This is a genomic window from Staphylococcus sp. HMSC077D08, assembly GCF_001837945.1.
Classification (GTDB): domain Bacteria; phylum Bacillota; class Bacilli; order Staphylococcales; family Staphylococcaceae; genus Staphylococcus; species Staphylococcus epidermidis.
Window position 1 is genome coordinate 142087 of record NZ_KV834742.1, and the last position, 17340, is coordinate 159426.

Here is a 17340-nt window from a genome sequence, read left to right on the forward strand (position 1 = left end):
TTCACTATAGAGCATTAATCTAGATATCTAATATGTCACTCATTATTTTTACTGAGTTGTCCCACGATATTCTATTCTATGAGGCAATATGACATTAGGATTTTCAATTTCTTCATCATTCATGTATTTAGTCAGTAATCTCATTCCAACAGCACCAATATCATACAATGGTTGAATAACACTAGATAACTGTGGTCTCACCATTTCAACTAAACGTGTATTGTTAAAGCTAATAATCTGTAAATCTTCAGGTACTTTCACACCAGCGTCTTGTGCACTATGTAATATACCAATTGCTTGCTCATCACTGATACAAAGAACAGCATCTGGTAAATTCGATTGTAATTGTTCAAATGTTTTTATACCTGATTTGTAACTTTCATTGCCAGATAAATGTAATGTATCGTCTAATTTTAGTTGATGCTGACTTAAAACATTTTTAAGACCCTCTAAGACATCATCTTGTGCCTTTATAGAATATTCTCCACCTATTAAAGAAAAAGTTTTAGCACCCTTCTCTATAAGATATTGTGTTGCTTCTTCGGCTGCTTGTTTAAAATCAATATTTACAGATGCAATATGATCATCCTTACCATCCGTTCCAGAAACTACGACTGGTACAGATGATTGATTAATAAGACTTTTAATTTCTTCAGAAATAGTTCCACCTAAGAAAATAATACCGTCGACTTGTTTACTTAATAAATTATTAAAAATTTCTTTTTCTTTTTCTGGATCATTATCTGAGTTTGAGATAATTGAGTGATATTTGTACATTGTTGCAATATCTTCTAAACCTCTTGCAAGTTGAGAGTAATAAACATTTGAAATATCAGGAATAATAACTCCAACCGTCGTTGTACGCTTACTTGCAAGACCTCTTGCAACTGCGTTAGGTCGATAGTTTAACCTTTTAATGACTTCATTTACTTTATTACGTGTTTCTGGTTTAACATTCTGGTTTCCATTTACTACACGTGAAACAGTTGCCATTGATACCCTGGCCTCTCGGGCTACATCATAAATTGTAACTGTCATAATTTCCTCCTTGTAAACGTTTTATTTGTTATTATAACGTGTTTTCATATCATTTTCAAAGTTTATCATATTTGTATAGTTTGTGAAATCATTTTATGTTTTTGTCACAATTCTGTTAAAAACTTCGTTACATTTAATATTTTTTATGTGATTTTTTATTAATGAGTTGGTATAAATAAAATTTCCCATAGCTCAAAATATATAGAACTATGGGAAATTATTACTTATTTAATTGTATAACGATACATTGATCTACTATTTCAGTTTCTTCGAATTGTACATATCAGCAAGTGGTTTTAATTCATGATAAAATTGATTGAATTCATTAAGATCCATTTGTTGACCAGCATCACTTAAAGCAACAGAAGGATCTGGATGAACTTCGGCCATAACTCCATCAGCACCAACGGCTAAAGCCGCTTTCGCTGTCGGTAACATAATATCTTTTCTACCTGTACTATGCGTTACATCAACCATAACAGGTAAATGTGTTCCTTGCTTTAAAATAGGTACAGCTGAGATATCTAATGTATTTCTAGTTGCTTTTTCGTATGTACGAATACCTCTCTCACATAAAATAATATTTCGGTTACCTTGTGAAGCAATATATTCAGCTGCATAGATAAATTCTTCTATCGTTGCTGATAAACCACGTTTCAATAAAATAGGTTTGTCTGTACGACCAGCTTCTTTAAGCAACTCAAAATTTTGCATGTTTCTAGCACCAATTTGGAAAACATCCAAATAATCTGAAGCGATTTCGAAATCATTTGGATTAACTATTTCACTTACTACATTTAAGTTATATTTATCTTTAACATTTTTCAAAATTTTAAGACCTTCTACTCCAAGACCTTGGAAATCATAAGGAGAAGTTCTAGGCTTAAACGCTCCACCACGAATAAATTTCTCACCTTTAGCCTGCAAATCTTGTGCTACAGCATCAACTTGTTCTTGTGATTCTACAGAACAAGGACCAAATACAAATGATTTATTACCATCACCAATGATTCCGCCATTATCAAATTTAACAATCGTATCTTCAGGTTTCAATTTACGTGATACATAAAGATGTTTTTCATTTTCTGATTTTTGTAAATCTGTAGAGGCTTTAAAAATTTCTTTAAATAATTGCTTAATCACATTGTCGTTAAATGGACCTTTATTTTTATCTAATAGCTGATTAATCATTTCCTTTTCACGCTGAGGATCATATACTCGTGTACCTTGCTTAATTTTTTCTTCACCAATTTTCTGTGCTAATTCTCCTCGCTTCGATAGTAATTCTAATATTTGATCATTTAAGGAAACAATTTCTTCTCTATACTGTTCTAGTTTATTCGTCATTTCTACTCACCTCTAAGATATAGTTCCGCATAAAGTATGTTACTTTAAAGCGATAAAATTAAAAATATTCAAATCTAATTTTAACAATTTCACATTTATAGTTCAAGCGTTAATTTACAGAAAATACTAAATCTTCTGTAAATTTATGTAAATAATAATTTATTAAATAATGACATTCCAATATTATTTAAATGTTAAAAGAGATAGGAACGAACTGAATATAAATTCGTCGTCCTACCTCTAGATGTCTGATATTATTTAAATATCTAAAATTAAAGTGAAATAATATCTTAAATTAATGACTTACATTTAAAATTTAACATAATAATTACAATAGTTTATAAATCGTGTTAAGTAGATAAAGAATATAACTTTTACAATGTTCAATACACTTCATTGTACACTTTATCATTGTGAATATTTAAAACTCGAGATTAATCATTAAATGTTCGTTTTTCAATTTTGCTACTAGTTTTTTCTACTTTTTGCTGTTTATTGCGTTTGTTTTGATTAGGTGTATGTTGCTGTTTGCCTTCGGAATCCTCTTTAGTTGCTGTGATGTTTTTAGTCTGATTCGCATTTTTTTGGATGTGTGGATTATTTGAATGTTGTTTAGATTCAGTAATAAGTGTAGGGATACGCTTCAATTTTGTTTGAGCTTTAGCAATTGATGGTTCTTTTAACAATGATTCTGTAAGTTGTGTTTCTTTAGAACCATTTGTGAGCTTAGATTTTTTCTCTTTTGCTGCCTGTGCTAAGCGATAAGCATCTGAATTAGTACCTGATGCTTGAGATTGATTTAAATTAGTTACAAGATTTGGAACATCAGAGTTATTTGAATGTTTTATAGATTCTTCTTGCATTAGGTTTTTCGTGTTACTAGCAACTTTATTATTGTTATTTATTTTATCTCTTTTTGCTTTTGCCGCTGCAGCTAATTTTTCTGTTTCAGTTTCTGACTTACTTTTAGTATCTTCTACACTTGCAGATGGGTTTGCTAAATTATGGCTACGTACTTCTTCTTTAACTGCCGTTTGAGCAATTGCAATTTCTTCAGCAGAAGGTTCTTTCTCACTATCTATGTGTGTCATAGATGTTTTATTGTTTGAATCAACTTCACTTTTAGCTTCTTGAATTGCCTGAGCTTCTGGTGATTCATCCGCTAAATGCGTTTCGCGTTGTATCGCATTTTGTTGAGCTGCTAATTCTGTTGCTGATGGTCTCACACCATCCGCTTTTTTTGTTTCTTTTTTTGCTTCTTGAATTGCTTGAGCTTCCGGTGATTCATCCGCTAAATGCGTTTCGCGTTGTATCGCAGCTTTTTGAGCTTGTAATTCATCTGCATGTATATTATCTTTGGAATCATTTTTTAATTGCTCAACTTTAGATTTAACAGAAAACATTGTATCTTCCGCTCGTTGTTTATAGTCTTCAACTTTACTGCGTAAATCTTGTTCTTTTTCTTTCAATTCATCCGTTTTTTTATATATTTTATTTTTATAGTACAATCCAACAGCAGAACCTACTATCGCACTTGCTATGAAACTAACTACGAAATCCTTGCGTTTCAATGAGTTAGATTGTGAACGAGATGAGCGATGATACAATTCTTCGCTTGTATGGCTTTTCTCGAAATTATCACGATTATAATGTTCCATAAACTTTCCTCCTAAAACAAAAGCACTTAAATAAGTAAAAGCCTCATTTAAGTGCATTTGTCATTAAATAGTATTAATTATTTATTAACACGTGAATTGTAGCTATGATTTGCATCATCTGCTACAGTGTTTGTTTTGTAGTTTGCACTTCCTCTACGATTGTATCTGTTTTGCCATTTGTCAGCAATCTCCATTGCAACATTTGACCACTGTACAACTTGAGAAATTTTATCTTCATTTTGAGAAATATTGTGCGTAATTGAGTTTGTAACTCTATCTACAGATCCATTTAAGTTTTGTACTGAGTCTCCAATGCCCTTAACAGCATCAACTACAGAATTTAAACGATCCACTTTACCTTGAATATCTTCAGTTAAGCGATTCACTTTATGAAGTAAATCAGTCGTTTCACGAGTAATACCTTGAACTTGGCCTTCAACACCATCCAGTGTTTTAGCCACATAGTCTAAATTCTTTTTAACAGAAATAAGTACCACGACGATACCGATACATAGAATTAAAAACGCTATCGCAGCGATGATTCCTGCAATTGGTAAAATCCAATCCATTAAAAACGCCTCCTAATTACCATAAAATAAAAGTCATTAATATTTAATACCCATGATGCTTTTATATAAACATATTAAAAATCATTTTTTACGCCTAATTTTTCAAAATAAGCTTTTAGTAACTTTTGAATGTCACCTGCGCCCATAAATAAAATTACAGCGTTATCAAATTTTTCTAATACGTCAATACTATTTTCATCTATAAGCGTCGAGCCGTCAATACGATTGATTAAATCTTTTATAGTTAAATCTCCCGTATTTTCTCTTATTGAACCGAATATTTCACATAAAAATACTTGGTCTGCCTTACTTAAACTCTCAGCAAATTCGTTCAAAAATGCTTGAGTTCTTGAAAACGTATGTGGTTGAAAAACGGCAACAACATCTTTTTGTGGATATTTTTTTCGCGCTGTCTCAATTGTAGCACTAATTTCTCTTGGATGGTGTGCATAATCGTCTACTAATACTTGATTTGATACTTTTGTTTCATTAAAACGACGTTTTACACCACCAAATGTTATCAGGGCTTCTTTAATATTCTCTACATTCATGTCTTCTAAATAACTAATTGCTATTACAGCAAGTGCGTTTAGAATGTTGTGATTTCCAAATTGTGGGGATAAGAATTGATCATAAAATTCACCTTGAATATATACATCAAATTGCGTACCCTTTTCAGTAATTTGAATATTTTTAGCATAGATGTCATCTGTTTCTTTAAAGCCATAATAATAAACCGGAATATCCACATCTAATTTACGTAAATATTCATCATCACCCCAAGCAATAATTCCTTTTTTAACATTTAACGCCATATGTTGGAATGCATCATAAACATCATCGATATTTTTAAAATAATCTGGATGGTCAAAATCAATATTAGTCATAATTGCATAATCAGGATGATAACTTAAGAAGTGCCTACGGTATTCACAAGCCTCAAAAGCAAAATAGTCACTTCCTGGTAGTCCCATACCTGTACCATCACCGATTAGGAATGAGGTCTTTTTATCTCCATTCATCACATGTGATAACAAACCAGTTGTAGACGTTTTACCGTGTGCGCCTGTAACAGCAACAGATGTATATTGATTTATAACATGACCAAGAAAGTCATGATACTTAATGACATCAAGCTTTAATTCATGTGCTTTAACAATTTCTTCATGATTATCAGGAAATGCATTACCTTGGATGACAACCATTTCTTTTGTAATATTATTTGCGTCAAAGGGTAAGATTTTTATCCCTTTATTTCTTAAGGCAACTTCTGTAAAAACGTAAGATTCTATGTCTGAACCTTGTACTTCATGACCGAGGTCATGCATGATTTGTGCTAATGAACTCATGCCTGAACCTTTAATTCCGACAAAATGATAGTGTGTCATTTCAATACTCCTTACTCATTTTATTCTTTATTTAAATCCGCTTCTGTAATATAAACATCCCTTGGTTTAGAACCATTAGCACCTGAAATATATCCTAATTGTTCTAGCTGATCGATAATTCTTGCCGCTCTGTTATAACCAATTTGGAAATGTCTTTGGATAAGAGAAGTAGAAATATGTCCCTCTTCAACCATAAACTCACATACATCATCAAATAAATCGTCTTGTGCTTGAGTTTGTGTTTTCTTTAATAGTTCTTTTTCTTCAAATAAATATTCAGGATCACGCTGTTGCTTAATAAAGTCAACAACTTCATCTATTTCGTCATCTGAAACAAATGTACCTTGAACACGTATAGGTTTATTCATACCGCTACCTAGATAAAGCATATCACCATAACCTAATAATCTTTCAGCGCCACCACTGTCTAAAATCGTTCTAGAATCAACATTCGATGAAACCATAAATGCAATTCTAGTAGGTATATTAGCTTTAATAAGACCAGTGATTACATTCACTGATGGTCGTTGTGTAGCAACTAACATATGGATACCACAAGCTCGAGCTTTTTGAGCTATACGTGCAATTGATTGTTCTACATCTTGTGGTGCCATCATCATGAGATCAGCTAACTCATCAATAACTATAACAATTTTAGGCATTCTTTGCTCATAAGGTGCTTTTTTATTGAAAGCAGTAATATTTCTGACATGATATTGAGCAAACAATTTATAACGTTTTTCCATTTCTTCAACAGCCCATTTTAAACTTTGTGTAGCTGCTTTTACATCTGTTATTACGGGTGATACAAGATGTGGTAAATCGTTATACGGTGCAAGTTCTACCATTTTCGGATCAATGAGTAATAAACGCAATTCTTCTGGATGATTTTTATAAAGTAAAGACATTAAGATACTATTGATACATACTGATTTGCCTGACCCTGTAGCACCAGCGATAAGTGCATGAGGCGTTTTAGCGATATCCATCAATAAGGGTTCATTATTAATTCGATATCCCATTGCAACCGTAAGTTTGGACTCTGTATTTTTAAATTTAGGAGATTCAATAATTGACCTTAAATTCACTTTCGTAGGATTTTGATTTGGCACTTCAATACCTACTAAACTTGTACCTGGAATTGGTGCTTCAATTCTAATATCTTTAGCAGCTAAAGCCATTTTTATATCATCTTGTAATGCAGTGATTCTTGATACTTTAACACCTTTTTCAACAGATAATTCGAATCGAGTAACACTCGGTCCTTCTGTTACATTTTTCACTTCCGCAGGCACGTTGAAATAATATAATGCGTCATTTAATTCTTGCTTTTTATTATCTATCCAATCTTGATCTTTTTCATGTGGTTCTGGTTCTTCCAATAATTGATAGCTCGGCAATTTAATATTCGGGCCTTTACGAATACGTTGAAAATTTTGATTTGATGTACTTGAATTTGAAGTTTGTGTATCAATATTTTCACTTTCATTTGTTGAATATTGCGCCCGTTTTGAATGACTTATATTACTTTGATTGCCAGTTTCATTTGAATTGTTAGTTTTAGCATGGTTTGGGTTCTCAAAATGAAAATCATCTTGTAGCTTTTGTATTTGCTCATCGTGTTGTTTGGATGATGTTTCATGTACGCGATTATCACTTGCTGAATTAATATCATGCTCAATGCCATTAGCTTCATTACTATTAGAATCCGTTTTTCTATTAGTATTGATTTGTTTAAATTCTTCAGATTTATTAGGTTCCCTGTCTTTTCTATGATTTGCATTCGCTTTTCTTTCAGGTGTAAGCTCTGGAACACTTATTTTTTTGTGTTTTTGATCCATCATTCTCTTTTTATCTGACGGTGTCATTAAAACATTAAACGGTCTACTACCACCAAAACGTTGTTTTCTTGTTTGAACTGTATCAGAATTTGAAGATTTTGATGAATTTACATTTTTTAATTTTACATTCTTTTCTTGTTCTAAATAATTGTTTGTATTAGATTTAGTCTTCTCGTCACTAACTTTTGCACTTGTTGTTTCATCTAAGTGTGTAATTTCTGTATCATTTTTATCCTCATTTGGTTTAGCTCTTTCAGTGTCATTATCTACACTTGCACTGATTGCATTATCATCCATATTTGAATTAATTGATTCTGAACTAATTATATCCTCTTGGGACTTACTTTGGTTTTGTTGTCGGTTATCATCTAATTCGTGATATTCGGCATCTTCTACTTCCGAATCATCATTAGAATGATAATGATTAGATGATACTAAATCTTCATCAATTTTAGATTCAGTTTCTTCTTCATTAACTTTATATACATCTGTTGTCGCATCTAAGTCAATTTCTTCGTAGTTAAATGAAGTTGCATTATTTTTCACTTCTTTATTGTCTATGTTGCTGCTGTTTGTTTGTTTCTCAAGGCTATTAGGTGACGAATCTTGATTGCTTTCATTTTCTAAATCCAATGAACTTTCGCCTGTATAATGTTGGGCTTGCTTCGCATACATTTCATCAATAGCTTTTTGAATTGAATCTTCTTCTGACTGTTGATTTTGTTGACGTTTTTGTTGTAAGGCTTTCTTAAAACGTCGTTTCTGAAGAACTTTACGTTCTCTTTCTCTTCTGATTTCTTCTACAATTTGTGAAGCATAGATGTTTTCAATATTAATCGTATTATCTACTTTAGAATAATTTGGTGTTTTACGCTTAGTAGTTTGATAATTTGACTTTTCAACATTATGAATATTTTCTGATGATGACTCAGTTTGAGCAGTTGTTTGTTGTTTTTTCTGTTGATTTTTTTCAACATTATCATCGTTACTATTAGAAACATTTATTGACGCACCTACTGATTTCGTTGAATGTGAGCCTTCATCCTTTTGAACAATCTCTTTATCATTTAATTCCTTATGTTCTGGTGGTATGACACCATTCTCAATCGGGCTTCGTTTTTTTGTACCAAAAATCGCTGAGGGTACCTCACTTGATTTAAAACTATGATTTATATATGTAAATCCAGGAGATGTCGACGTATTCTTAGTGTTTGCTTTGTTTTTAATATTTTCAGATTGTATTGATTTGCGTTGTTGTGAAGATTTCTGATTGTCGTTTTGATTAAAAATACTGTTATTATTTGTATAATTATTATCTGCAAATTGCTTTTGCTGTGTAATCTTAGATTGATTGTGTTTTGAATACGCTTGGCGACGGCGTCGATGTCTTTTACCAGAAGAAACAAAATCAAGGTTATCATGCTGGTTATATGAACTCATCGTATCATTTGTTTCTTCTTGGCTATGTTCATTATAACTTTCATTTTTTTGCGTATATTCATTTTCAGAAACTTGTATAGGAAATCTAAATTTACCTCTTGGTCGACTATAAATATCATTATTTTGAGGCAGTAATGAGTCTTGATTATTTTGTTTTGATTGCTGAGACTGACGTCTATTTTTATTTTTGCGTAACAAATCGTCATTCGAACCGTTGTCATCGCCAAATAATTTATCAAACCAGCTCATAATTACACTACCTTTCTTAATTATTCAAAAAATGCCTGACCAATATCATAGTCATCATTAAGTACCATAATTCCTTTTTCTTTAGGAACATTAGGCAAATTTAATTCTTTCATTGAGCAAATCATACCACTAGAATCCACCCCACGTAATTGGGCATCTTTGATTACCATGCCACTTGGCATAACGGCTCCAACTTTTGCAACAACGACCTTCTGACCAGATTCTACATTTGGAGCCCCACAAACAATTTGAAGTTTTTCAGTACCAACATTTACATTTAACACACTTAGTTTGTCTGCATTAGGGTGTTTTTCTTTAGTTTCTACGTAACCCACTACAAATTTAGGCGATACATCAGTATCAAGTTGATAATCAAAACCTGCTTCAGTAATTAGTTGTTGGAAATCTTTGATTAATTCAGTAGTTAGTTTAATATGTCCATTATCATTTATTGTCACATTGTTAGACACACGAAATATATTATAACCTACGACCTTATTTTCTTTTTTTATTTCTACCACATTCTGTTTTTGCTCATATTCAAAAGGGCCAACTGAAGGTTCAATTTGAATAAATGCAACATCTCCAACACCTTTAGGATTGTAAAATAAGTTCATTTATAAAACTCCATTTCTTTCATTAATCTTTTTTGAATTTTTTTCTGTTAGCTTCTAAACGTTGAATAACGTTAGGGTCTCTTTTTTGTTTATTATTTTTTCCCAAAATAAATATTGGCTCTAGATGTCCGTTATCATAACCAAATGATAAAGAAGTAATCGGAACAAGTCCTTTAGTAAAGAATTCCATAGTCAAATGAGCCATAACATCATAACCTGTTTTATTTCTAATATCCGCAAGAATTAATACATCTTGATGTGGCACACCAACAAGCATTTCACCTTCACATTGGTGTTGAATATGATTTAAAAAGGAAGTATTTAAAATACGACTTGCATCATATCCATCATTTGTGTTGATAAAGTAAAAAATATTACCTTTAACTTCATCCGTACTATAGCGACACTCTAACTTACGAACATTAAATAGTGACATTTCTTTCACTTGTTGAGCAGTTAAATTTAATGTTTGTAACATATTTTCATCTATTAGCCGATAAGATTTTCCTAAATCAAGAGCGTAATATATATTAGTTTCAGCAGTATGTTCTGTTAACACAAATGCATGACCTTCTTTAGTTTCTTTATCGAAACTTGTAGCTCTTATAACCGGCATAATTTGTATGTCCTCAACATTATTTATCTCTTCATCACCCATCTGAGCGATTGCTTCCTCGACATAATAACAAATTTCATCTATAATCTTTTCTTTTTGTTCTTCGTATTTTGCGACGATAGCGTTAAGTTTAATCGTTACACCTTTGTGATTGTCAATTCTTACAATACGTAACGTTGCTTCTTCTCTATCAAACTTGAATTCTACGTCTAATTGTTTTAAACGCGCTTTCAATTTATCTCTCATTTGGAAGACATTCATTATTAACACTCCCTATTTTCGCACCTTTTTACAGTTTACAATAAATAATGTTGAGTTAACAGAAAAAACTCAGATAATCACATTAATTTGTTATTATAAATTAATGTAGATTTGCTGAGTCATTTTCTGACTAATTATTAAATGTGTTGAGATAAAAATTGATCAATTTGATCAATTGATTTTCTCTCTTTACCTATATAACTTCCTAAAAGTTGACCTTCTTTAAAGATAAGAAAACTAGGAATACCTAAAATATCATTTTGAACACAAATATCTATAAATTGATCTCTATCTACAGACACAAATTGTAATTGACTGTATTTTTTCTCTAATTTAGGTAAATCCGGTTCAATCACCTTACAATCTGGACACCATTCAGCAGTGAATTCAAATACTGTATACCCTTTTTTTAATTCTTCAAATTGTTGTTCTGATTCAAGTTTAATCATAAATGTCAAATTTCCTTTCCATATTGTAATTGTTGAATTTGTTCACTTGTTAAATGAATAATACTTTCTTTTAACAAGTGACGTGCAGCAAAATAATCTCTAATATCAAACACCGCATCTGTACTATGAATATAACGTGCACACACTCCAATAACAGCTGTTGGTATACCTTCATTCGCTTTATGAATCTCCCCACCATCTGTACCACCAGGTGATATATAATATTGATATGCAATCTGATTTTCTTGTGCTAGCTTAAGGAGATAATCTCTAAATATTGGTTTAAGTATCATAGTACCATCTTTGATACGAATTAAAGTCCCTTCCCCTAACATACCAGAAAGTTGTTGTTTACCTTTGATATCATTTGCAGGGGAACAATCGACAACGAATGCAATATCAGGATTAATTTGCTTTGCGGCAGCTTTAGCTCCTCTAAGACCAACTTCTTCTTGTACATTGGCACCAACATATAAATCAACATCTAGTTGAACGTCTTTTAATAATTCTAATATCTCAATAGCTAAGACACAACCATATCTATTGTCCCAGGCTTTCGCGCTATATCTGTTATTTGACAACTGAGTCATTATTGTGTGAGGAACTATTGTATCACCAACCTCCACACCCCGATTGCGTACTTCTTCTGATGAAGAGGCACCAATATCTAACATTAAATCTTTGATTTGAGGTATGCTTTCATTTCCTGTTCTAAAATGTTTAGGAATATTAGCAACTACTCCGATAATTTCTTTACCGCACCTATTTTTTATCTTTAACCTTTGCCCTTGCCAAATATCATTAGCTACGCCACCTAAATTTGTAAATTGAATCATTCCATTATCATTAATATGAGTAATCATAAAACCTATTTCATCCATATGTGCTGCTATCATAACTCGAGGTGCGTTTTCTTTATTTGATTTTTTTATTCCATAGAAACCACCCATCTTATTTTGAATAAACTTATCCACGAACGGTTCCATTTCACTCTTCATATAACTTCTCACTTCATCTTCAAAACCGGGTGCTCCATGAAGTTCTGTTAATATTTTAATTCGTTCCAATGTTTTTGAGTTATCAATAGTCATATAAATTCTCACTCCTTATGCTTAATTATATCATCTTCAATATGGTAAACTAATGATATGAATTATGTAAGAGGAGAATTTGTGATGAAGTCAGTTAATTTTAAAAAAATAACCATATTGTTTTTTTCTACAGCTTTTTTAATATTAATCTTTTCTCTCATTTTTTTGACGAAGAAAAAACTGTATAACGCCGAATTATTACTTAATGAAGTCAAAACTTATTTTAGAGAAGTAAAAGGTTCCTATATTGTGCAAGAACCAATTGTTTTAGAAAATATAAATCAGAACCAACCAATATACCAAGGTGGCATCACAGTATTAAAAAATGACCATCTTATTAATTATGAGTTTTATGCAGATGCTGTGTCAGGACAAATTATTGACATTATTGAACTCTGAGTCAAAATTGATATTATATAATAACAAAACCCTATCACAATAACTTCGCCCCAAATGAATTTATATTTAAAATCATTTGGGGCTTTTTGTAAAAAAACCAACTTTCATGATAATTTTAAACATAAAAGTTGGTTTGATATTAATCATAAGTTACTTATTCTATTCAAAACATTTATGAAATTTAGCTTCCATTCGATAAATACGAGATCCCTTTTCAGAGAATTTCTTCTCATATTCTGTCACAATATTATCTTCATCATCTTCATCGTGTAAATTTAAATTCATTTTAGTAAAATACATTCCAAATTGCGACATACTTTCTATACTAAATGCGAACAAACCACGATTATCAGTTTTAAAATGAATTTCACCGTCATCTTTAAGTATTTGTTTATATAATGCAAGGTATGTATGATACGTTAGACGTCTTTTTGCATGACGCTTTTTAGGCCAAGGATCTGAAAAATTTAAGTAAATTCTAGATATTTCATTATCTTGAAAATACTCATTAAGCTCAATAGCATCATTACAAATCATTTTTAAATTTTTTAGGCCCATCTCTTTAGTTTTATCAAGAACTTTGTACATCACACTTTTTTCACGTTCCATTGATACAAAATTAATCTCTGGATATTGTGCTGCTAATGTTGTTATAAATTGTCCCATTCCTGAACCAATTTCAATATAAATCGGTTGTTCTTTTTCGAACCACTCAGACATTTTACCAGCGTGAGCACCGTCCATGTCTACTAAATCAGGATGGTTCTTTAAATAATCTTCGGCCCACGGTTTGTAACGAACTCTCATCATTAATTACTCCTTATATAAATAAGTTACTATTCATTACTTCATTTAAAAATTTCAGCCATGTATTCATATCTTTATAGCGTTTTTGTTCTTCATACCACTGAATGAGACCAATTGCTTGAATAACTGTGTACCATTTCATACGTTTATTCAAATTGACACTTTCTTCAACGCCATAAGTTTTAAACCACTGAGACCATTTGTTTTGAGGAACGTAATTGTAAAGCAGCATACCAATGTCAATCGCTGGGTCTGCAATCATTGCACCTTCCCAATCCACAAGGTAAAGTTCATCACGATCTGATAATAACCAGTTGTTATGATTAACATCTCCATGTACAACAGTAAAGAAACGTGCGTCTAAATTCGGTATATGATCTTCAAGATAGGTTAAAGCTCTTCTCACAACATGATGCGTTAAAACTTCTCTTGAAAGTGATGCGTTAATTTTATTCAACATAATTTCAGGCGTAATAGGTTCCATCTCCATACGCTTTAACATTGTTAATAAAGGTCTTGAACCATGAATTTTATGTAGTAGTTCAGCAACTCTGGTTTGATTCATTTCATCTTCATTTAATTCTCTACCATTTTTCCAATGCTGAGCTGTTACTACTTCACCTGTTTCAATACGTTTCGTCCAAACAAGTTTAGGTACAATACCTTCTGCAGATAGCGCAGCAATAAAAGGATTTGAATTGCGTTTTAAAAATAATTTTTGTCCATCTTGTTCAGCCATATATGCTTCACCAGAAGCACCTCCTGCTGAATCAAGTGTCCACCCTAACTGATAAAACTGCTCCAACACGTTCACCTCACTTTCAACTAGAAAATGGCTCAAGAAATAGTTTTTCTGAGCCATATATTCTAATTTTTACAAAGCGTTTGTTTTTTACGCTTTACATTTAATTTGTTAACAGTTTATGTGAGCTATTTAAGTCAATATTTAGTCCCATCTTAATTCGACTTATTTAAGTCCGTTCATAATTTATCACTCATAAAAGATTTTATAATTTTTAGGGTTACATTTCAACTAAAAATCAGAAACAAAAAGATACATTTTACTAGTCTAATGTCTCTTTGATTTCTAAATCGCTTTATTATAAATTATAACACATTATCAGATCAGATTTTCGGTGAAATAAGACAATTATTTTAAATTTTCATCCTCAAACTATAAATTTAAAAATTCTAAATACTATGTGATTGAATATACTTTTCAAATCCTTGTTGTAATTGGCGTGTTATAGTACCAACTTGTCCATCTTTAACATTTTCACCATCAATTTTTGTAATTGGCATAACTTCTGCAGAAGTACTAGAAATGATAACTTCATCAGCATTTTTAAGAAATTCTACTGTAAATGTTTCTTCTTTGAATGGTATTTGTTCATCCTCTGCTATCCACTTTATGACACGGCGAGTAATTCCGTTCAATATAAAATTATTGACAGGATGCGTGTATATTACTCCATCTTTAATTGCGTAAACATTACTAGATGCACCCTCAGTGACAATATCACTTCGGTGTTGTATAGCCTCTGCAGCATTATATTTAACAGCATATTCTTTAGCTAATACATTACCTAATAAATTTAAACTTTTAATATCACAACGTAACCATCTAATATCTTCAGTTGTAATGGCATAAACACCTTGTTCTAATTCTTCATAAGGTCTATCATAACTTTTCGTAAACGCCATAATAACAGGTTTTACAGGTGGTGTTGGAAATGAATGATTTCGAGGAGCAGCACCACGGGTAGCTTGTATATAAATACCGCCATTCACAACGTTATTTTCTTTTAATAATCGACGTACTAATTCAATTAATTCCTCGATAGTAAAATTTAAATCTAGACCTATTTCTTCAGCACTTCTTAAAAATCTTTCAAAATGTTCTTTAACGGTAAACAATTTCCCATCATATGCACGGATATATTCATAGATTCCGTCACCAAACACGTATCCTCGATCTTCGTATGAAACCTTAGCATCCTCTTCATTAACAAATTCACCATTTATAAAAACTTTTGTCATAAATTAATCCTCCACACATAAAGCGTAAATAGCTTCTAAATAAATACTTGTTGCATTGATCAATTGCTTTTTAGTTATATACTCATTTTTTTGATGCATTAAATCTTCTGAATCTGCAAACATCGCACCAAATGCGACACCCTTATCTAAATTTCTCGCATATGTTCCTCCACCAATCGTATATGGTTCAGTCATATCACCTGTTTGATTTCTATATGCGTTTACAAGTGTTTTTACAAATGGGTCATTTTTATCAACATAATGCGGTTTTTGAACTTTACCAAGTTCTAAGCTAAAACCTAGTTCATTAATTTCGCTTCTAAATCTTTCAATTGCGTCTTCAAATTTAAATCCTTCGGGATATCTTAGATTAACACCATAACGGCCTGCTTTTTCTTTATCATAACTGATAACCCCGATATTAGTAGTGACATCTCCCATAATATCTGTATGGAACTTCATACCCATTTTTTCACCAAAGTGAGATTCAAATAAGTATCGCTCATTGAATTCTACGAAATCTTTTGCGCTTTTATTTAGATTAAGACTTGCTAAAAATTTAAGTAAAAACAATCCTGCATTAACACCTAAAGATGGATCCATGCCATGAACTGCTTTACCTTCAACTGTTAATATTAAAATACCACTGTCAACTGTACTTTCACCCTGCAGTTGATTTTGTTGTAAAAAGTTTTCAAAGTTTTGAATGACATCTGTCATATTTTCTTTGACGAGCACTTCTGCTTTAGCGTAATCAGGAACCATATTGTATCTTTGACCAGATTCAAATTTTAATAACTCATAGTCAGGTTCATCTGTATCTTCCGTCACTTCATTTTGTACTAAATCAAAGGTTGTTATACCCTTTTCACCATGTATAGCTGGGAATTCTGCATCTGGTGCAAAACCTAAGGCAGGCATTTCTTCTGTTTTGAAATATCTGTCTGTACATTTCCAATCTGATTCCTCATCAGTTCCGATAATAATGTGTATACGTTTTTTCCAATCTACCTTCATCTCATTTAAAATTTTAACTGCATAATAGGCAGCAATGGTTGGTCCTTTATCATCCAGTGTCCCTCTGGCTATAATTGCATTGTCTGTCACTACTGGTTGGAATGGATTTGAATCCCATCCATCGCCTGCCGGTACTACATCGACATGACATAAAATACCTAATACCTCTTCTCCTTTACCAGCTTCAATTCTACCAGCTATATGATCAACATCATGGGCTGAAAAACCATCTCTTTTACCTAGCTTGTACATGTAATCAAGAGCTTCTCTCGGTCCTGGTCCCACAGGTGCATCAGCTGTGGCTTTAGAATCATCTCTGATGCTTTCTATAGATAGTAAGCCTTTAAGATCTTCAATCATTTGATTTTCGTACTCTAGAACCTTTTCTTTCCACATTCGAGATCAACTTCCTTTTTTCTAAGTTATGTTCCATTTTACATGATGTTTAAAAGAAACTACAGTAAGATGTCAGAAAAATAACTTAATTTTTATTAATAAGTTGCGACTAAAAGA

General features: G+C 31.9%; 15 protein-coding genes. 1 reads left to right on the plus strand and 14 read right to left on the minus strand.

The features are described from left to right. Positions 1–48: 48 nt before the first annotated feature. The 10 genes from ccpA to HMPREF2663_RS01585 form a co-directional block, all read right to left on the minus strand. Positions 49–1038 (minus strand): catabolite control protein A, encoded by a 990-nt coding sequence (ccpA, locus tag HMPREF2663_RS01540; RefSeq protein ID WP_002446692.1) that lies wholly within the window; start codon positions 1036–1038, stop codon positions 49–51. Between the two features lie 255 nt (positions 1039–1293). Beyond that, positions 1294–2385, minus strand: a complete 1092-nt coding sequence (locus HMPREF2663_RS01545; protein WP_001830908.1) for a bifunctional 3-deoxy-7-phosphoheptulonate synthase/chorismate mutase — start codon at positions 2383–2385, stop codon at positions 1294–1296. Positions 2386–2819: 434 nt separating this feature from the next. Continuing rightward, a complete protein-coding gene (locus HMPREF2663_RS01550) occupies positions 2820–4043 on the minus strand; it encodes a YtxH domain-containing protein (RefSeq protein ID WP_002490134.1) in 1224 nt (407 codons plus the stop codon). A gap of 77 nt (positions 4044–4120) precedes the next feature. Beyond that, complete coding sequence (locus HMPREF2663_RS01555) at positions 4121–4612, minus strand: DUF948 domain-containing protein (protein ID WP_001830868.1); 492 nt, start codon at positions 4610–4612, stop codon at positions 4121–4123. A 74-nt stretch (positions 4613–4686) separates the two neighbouring features. After that, positions 4687–6000: a UDP-N-acetylmuramate--L-alanine ligase gene (gene murC / locus HMPREF2663_RS01560; protein ID WP_002457837.1), complete on the minus strand. Its 1314-nt coding sequence runs from the start codon at positions 5998–6000 to the stop codon at positions 4687–4689. A 20-nt stretch (positions 6001–6020) separates the two neighbouring features. Then, positions 6021–9530: a DNA translocase FtsK gene (locus HMPREF2663_RS01565; protein WP_070845637.1), complete on the minus strand. Its 3510-nt coding sequence runs from the start codon at positions 9528–9530 to the stop codon at positions 6021–6023. A 20-nt stretch (positions 9531–9550) separates the two neighbouring features. Further along, on the minus strand, positions 9551–10147 hold the full coding sequence (gene ytpR / locus HMPREF2663_RS01570) for a YtpR family tRNA-binding protein (protein ID WP_070845638.1): 597 nt from the start codon (positions 10145–10147) through the stop codon (positions 9551–9553). 22 nt (positions 10148–10169) lie between these two features. After that, positions 10170–11024: a DUF1444 domain-containing protein gene (locus HMPREF2663_RS01575; protein ID WP_070845639.1), complete on the minus strand. Its 855-nt coding sequence runs from the start codon at positions 11022–11024 to the stop codon at positions 10170–10172. A 137-nt stretch (positions 11025–11161) separates the two neighbouring features. After that, positions 11162–11473, minus strand: a complete 312-nt coding sequence (locus HMPREF2663_RS01580) for a thioredoxin family protein (RefSeq protein WP_002446698.1) — start codon at positions 11471–11473, stop codon at positions 11162–11164. 5 nt (positions 11474–11478) lie between these two features. Further along, the gene (locus HMPREF2663_RS01585; RefSeq protein ID WP_070592812.1) at positions 11479–12564 is read right to left on the minus strand and encodes a M42 family metallopeptidase; all 1086 of its coding nucleotides are present in this window, start codon (positions 12562–12564) and stop codon (positions 11479–11481) included. A gap of 84 nt (positions 12565–12648) precedes the next feature. On the opposite strand from HMPREF2663_RS01585, the gene HMPREF2663_RS01590 reads away from it, so the two are divergent. After that, positions 12649–12963 (plus strand): PepSY domain-containing protein, encoded by a 315-nt coding sequence (locus tag HMPREF2663_RS01590; protein WP_002474691.1) that lies wholly within the window; start codon positions 12649–12651, stop codon positions 12961–12963. A gap of 159 nt (positions 12964–13122) precedes the next feature. Here the strand turns inward: HMPREF2663_RS01590 and trmB are convergent, their stop codons facing one another. From trmB to pepV, 4 genes are all read right to left on the minus strand, one after another. After that, entirely contained in the window at positions 13123–13770 is a 648-nt protein-coding gene (gene trmB, locus HMPREF2663_RS01595) for a tRNA (guanosine(46)-N7)-methyltransferase TrmB (protein WP_002457843.1), read from the minus strand. A gap of 13 nt (positions 13771–13783) precedes the next feature. Continuing rightward, positions 13784–14575: a phosphotransferase family protein gene (locus HMPREF2663_RS01600; RefSeq protein ID WP_002457844.1), complete on the minus strand. Its 792-nt coding sequence runs from the start codon at positions 14573–14575 to the stop codon at positions 13784–13786. A gap of 386 nt (positions 14576–14961) precedes the next feature. Further along, positions 14962–15810 carry a D-amino-acid transaminase gene (dat, locus tag HMPREF2663_RS01605; RefSeq protein ID WP_002474955.1) on the minus strand — a complete coding sequence of 283 codons (849 nt, stop codon included), beginning with the start codon at positions 15808–15810 and terminating at the stop codon, positions 14962–14964. A gap of 3 nt (positions 15811–15813) precedes the next feature. Continuing rightward, positions 15814–17223 (minus strand): dipeptidase PepV, encoded by a 1410-nt coding sequence (gene pepV, locus HMPREF2663_RS01610; protein WP_002486735.1) that lies wholly within the window; start codon positions 17221–17223, stop codon positions 15814–15816. Between the last annotated feature and the right edge of the window lie 117 nt (positions 17224–17340).

What these genes read in the sequence shown, in the direction of transcription:
- dat (WP_002474955.1), bottom strand. Translation starts at nt 15,810, where the DNA reads ATGACAAAAGTTTTTATAAATGGTGAATTTGTTAATGAAGAGGATGCT.
- HMPREF2663_RS01585 (WP_070592812.1), bottom strand. Translation starts at nt 12,564, where the DNA reads ATGACTATTGATAACTCAAAAACATTGGAACGAATTAAAATATTAACA.
- HMPREF2663_RS01555 (WP_001830868.1), bottom strand. Translation starts at nt 4,612, where the DNA reads ATGGATTGGATTTTACCAATTGCAGGAATCATCGCTGCGATAGCGTTT.
- HMPREF2663_RS01545 (WP_001830908.1), bottom strand. Translation starts at nt 2,385, where the DNA reads ATGACGAATAAACTAGAACAGTATAGAGAAGAAATTGTTTCCTTAAAT.
- HMPREF2663_RS01565 (WP_070845637.1), bottom strand. Translation starts at nt 9,530, where the DNA reads ATGAGCTGGTTTGATAAATTATTTGGCGATGACAACGGTTCGAATGAC.
- ytpR (WP_070845638.1), bottom strand. Translation starts at nt 10,147, where the DNA reads ATGAACTTATTTTACAATCCTAAAGGTGTTGGAGATGTTGCATTTATT.
- trmB (WP_002457843.1), bottom strand. Translation starts at nt 13,770, where the DNA reads ATGAGAGTTCGTTACAAACCGTGGGCCGAAGATTATTTAAAGAACCAT.
- murC (WP_002457837.1), bottom strand. Translation starts at nt 6,000, where the DNA reads ATGACACACTATCATTTTGTCGGAATTAAAGGTTCAGGCATGAGTTCA.
- HMPREF2663_RS01580 (WP_002446698.1), bottom strand. Translation starts at nt 11,473, where the DNA reads ATGATTAAACTTGAATCAGAACAACAATTTGAAGAATTAAAAAAAGGG.
- ccpA (WP_002446692.1), bottom strand. Translation starts at nt 1,038, where the DNA reads ATGACAGTTACAATTTATGATGTAGCCCGAGAGGCCAGGGTATCAATG.
- HMPREF2663_RS01550 (WP_002490134.1), bottom strand. Translation starts at nt 4,043, where the DNA reads ATGGAACATTATAATCGTGATAATTTCGAGAAAAGCCATACAAGCGAA.
- HMPREF2663_RS01590 (WP_002474691.1), top strand. Translation starts at nt 12,649, where the DNA reads ATGAAGTCAGTTAATTTTAAAAAAATAACCATATTGTTTTTTTCTACA.
- pepV (WP_002486735.1), bottom strand. Translation starts at nt 17,223, where the DNA reads ATGTGGAAAGAAAAGGTTCTAGAGTACGAAAATCAAATGATTGAAGAT.
- HMPREF2663_RS01575 (WP_070845639.1), bottom strand. Translation starts at nt 11,024, where the DNA reads ATGAATGTCTTCCAAATGAGAGATAAATTGAAAGCGCGTTTAAAACAA.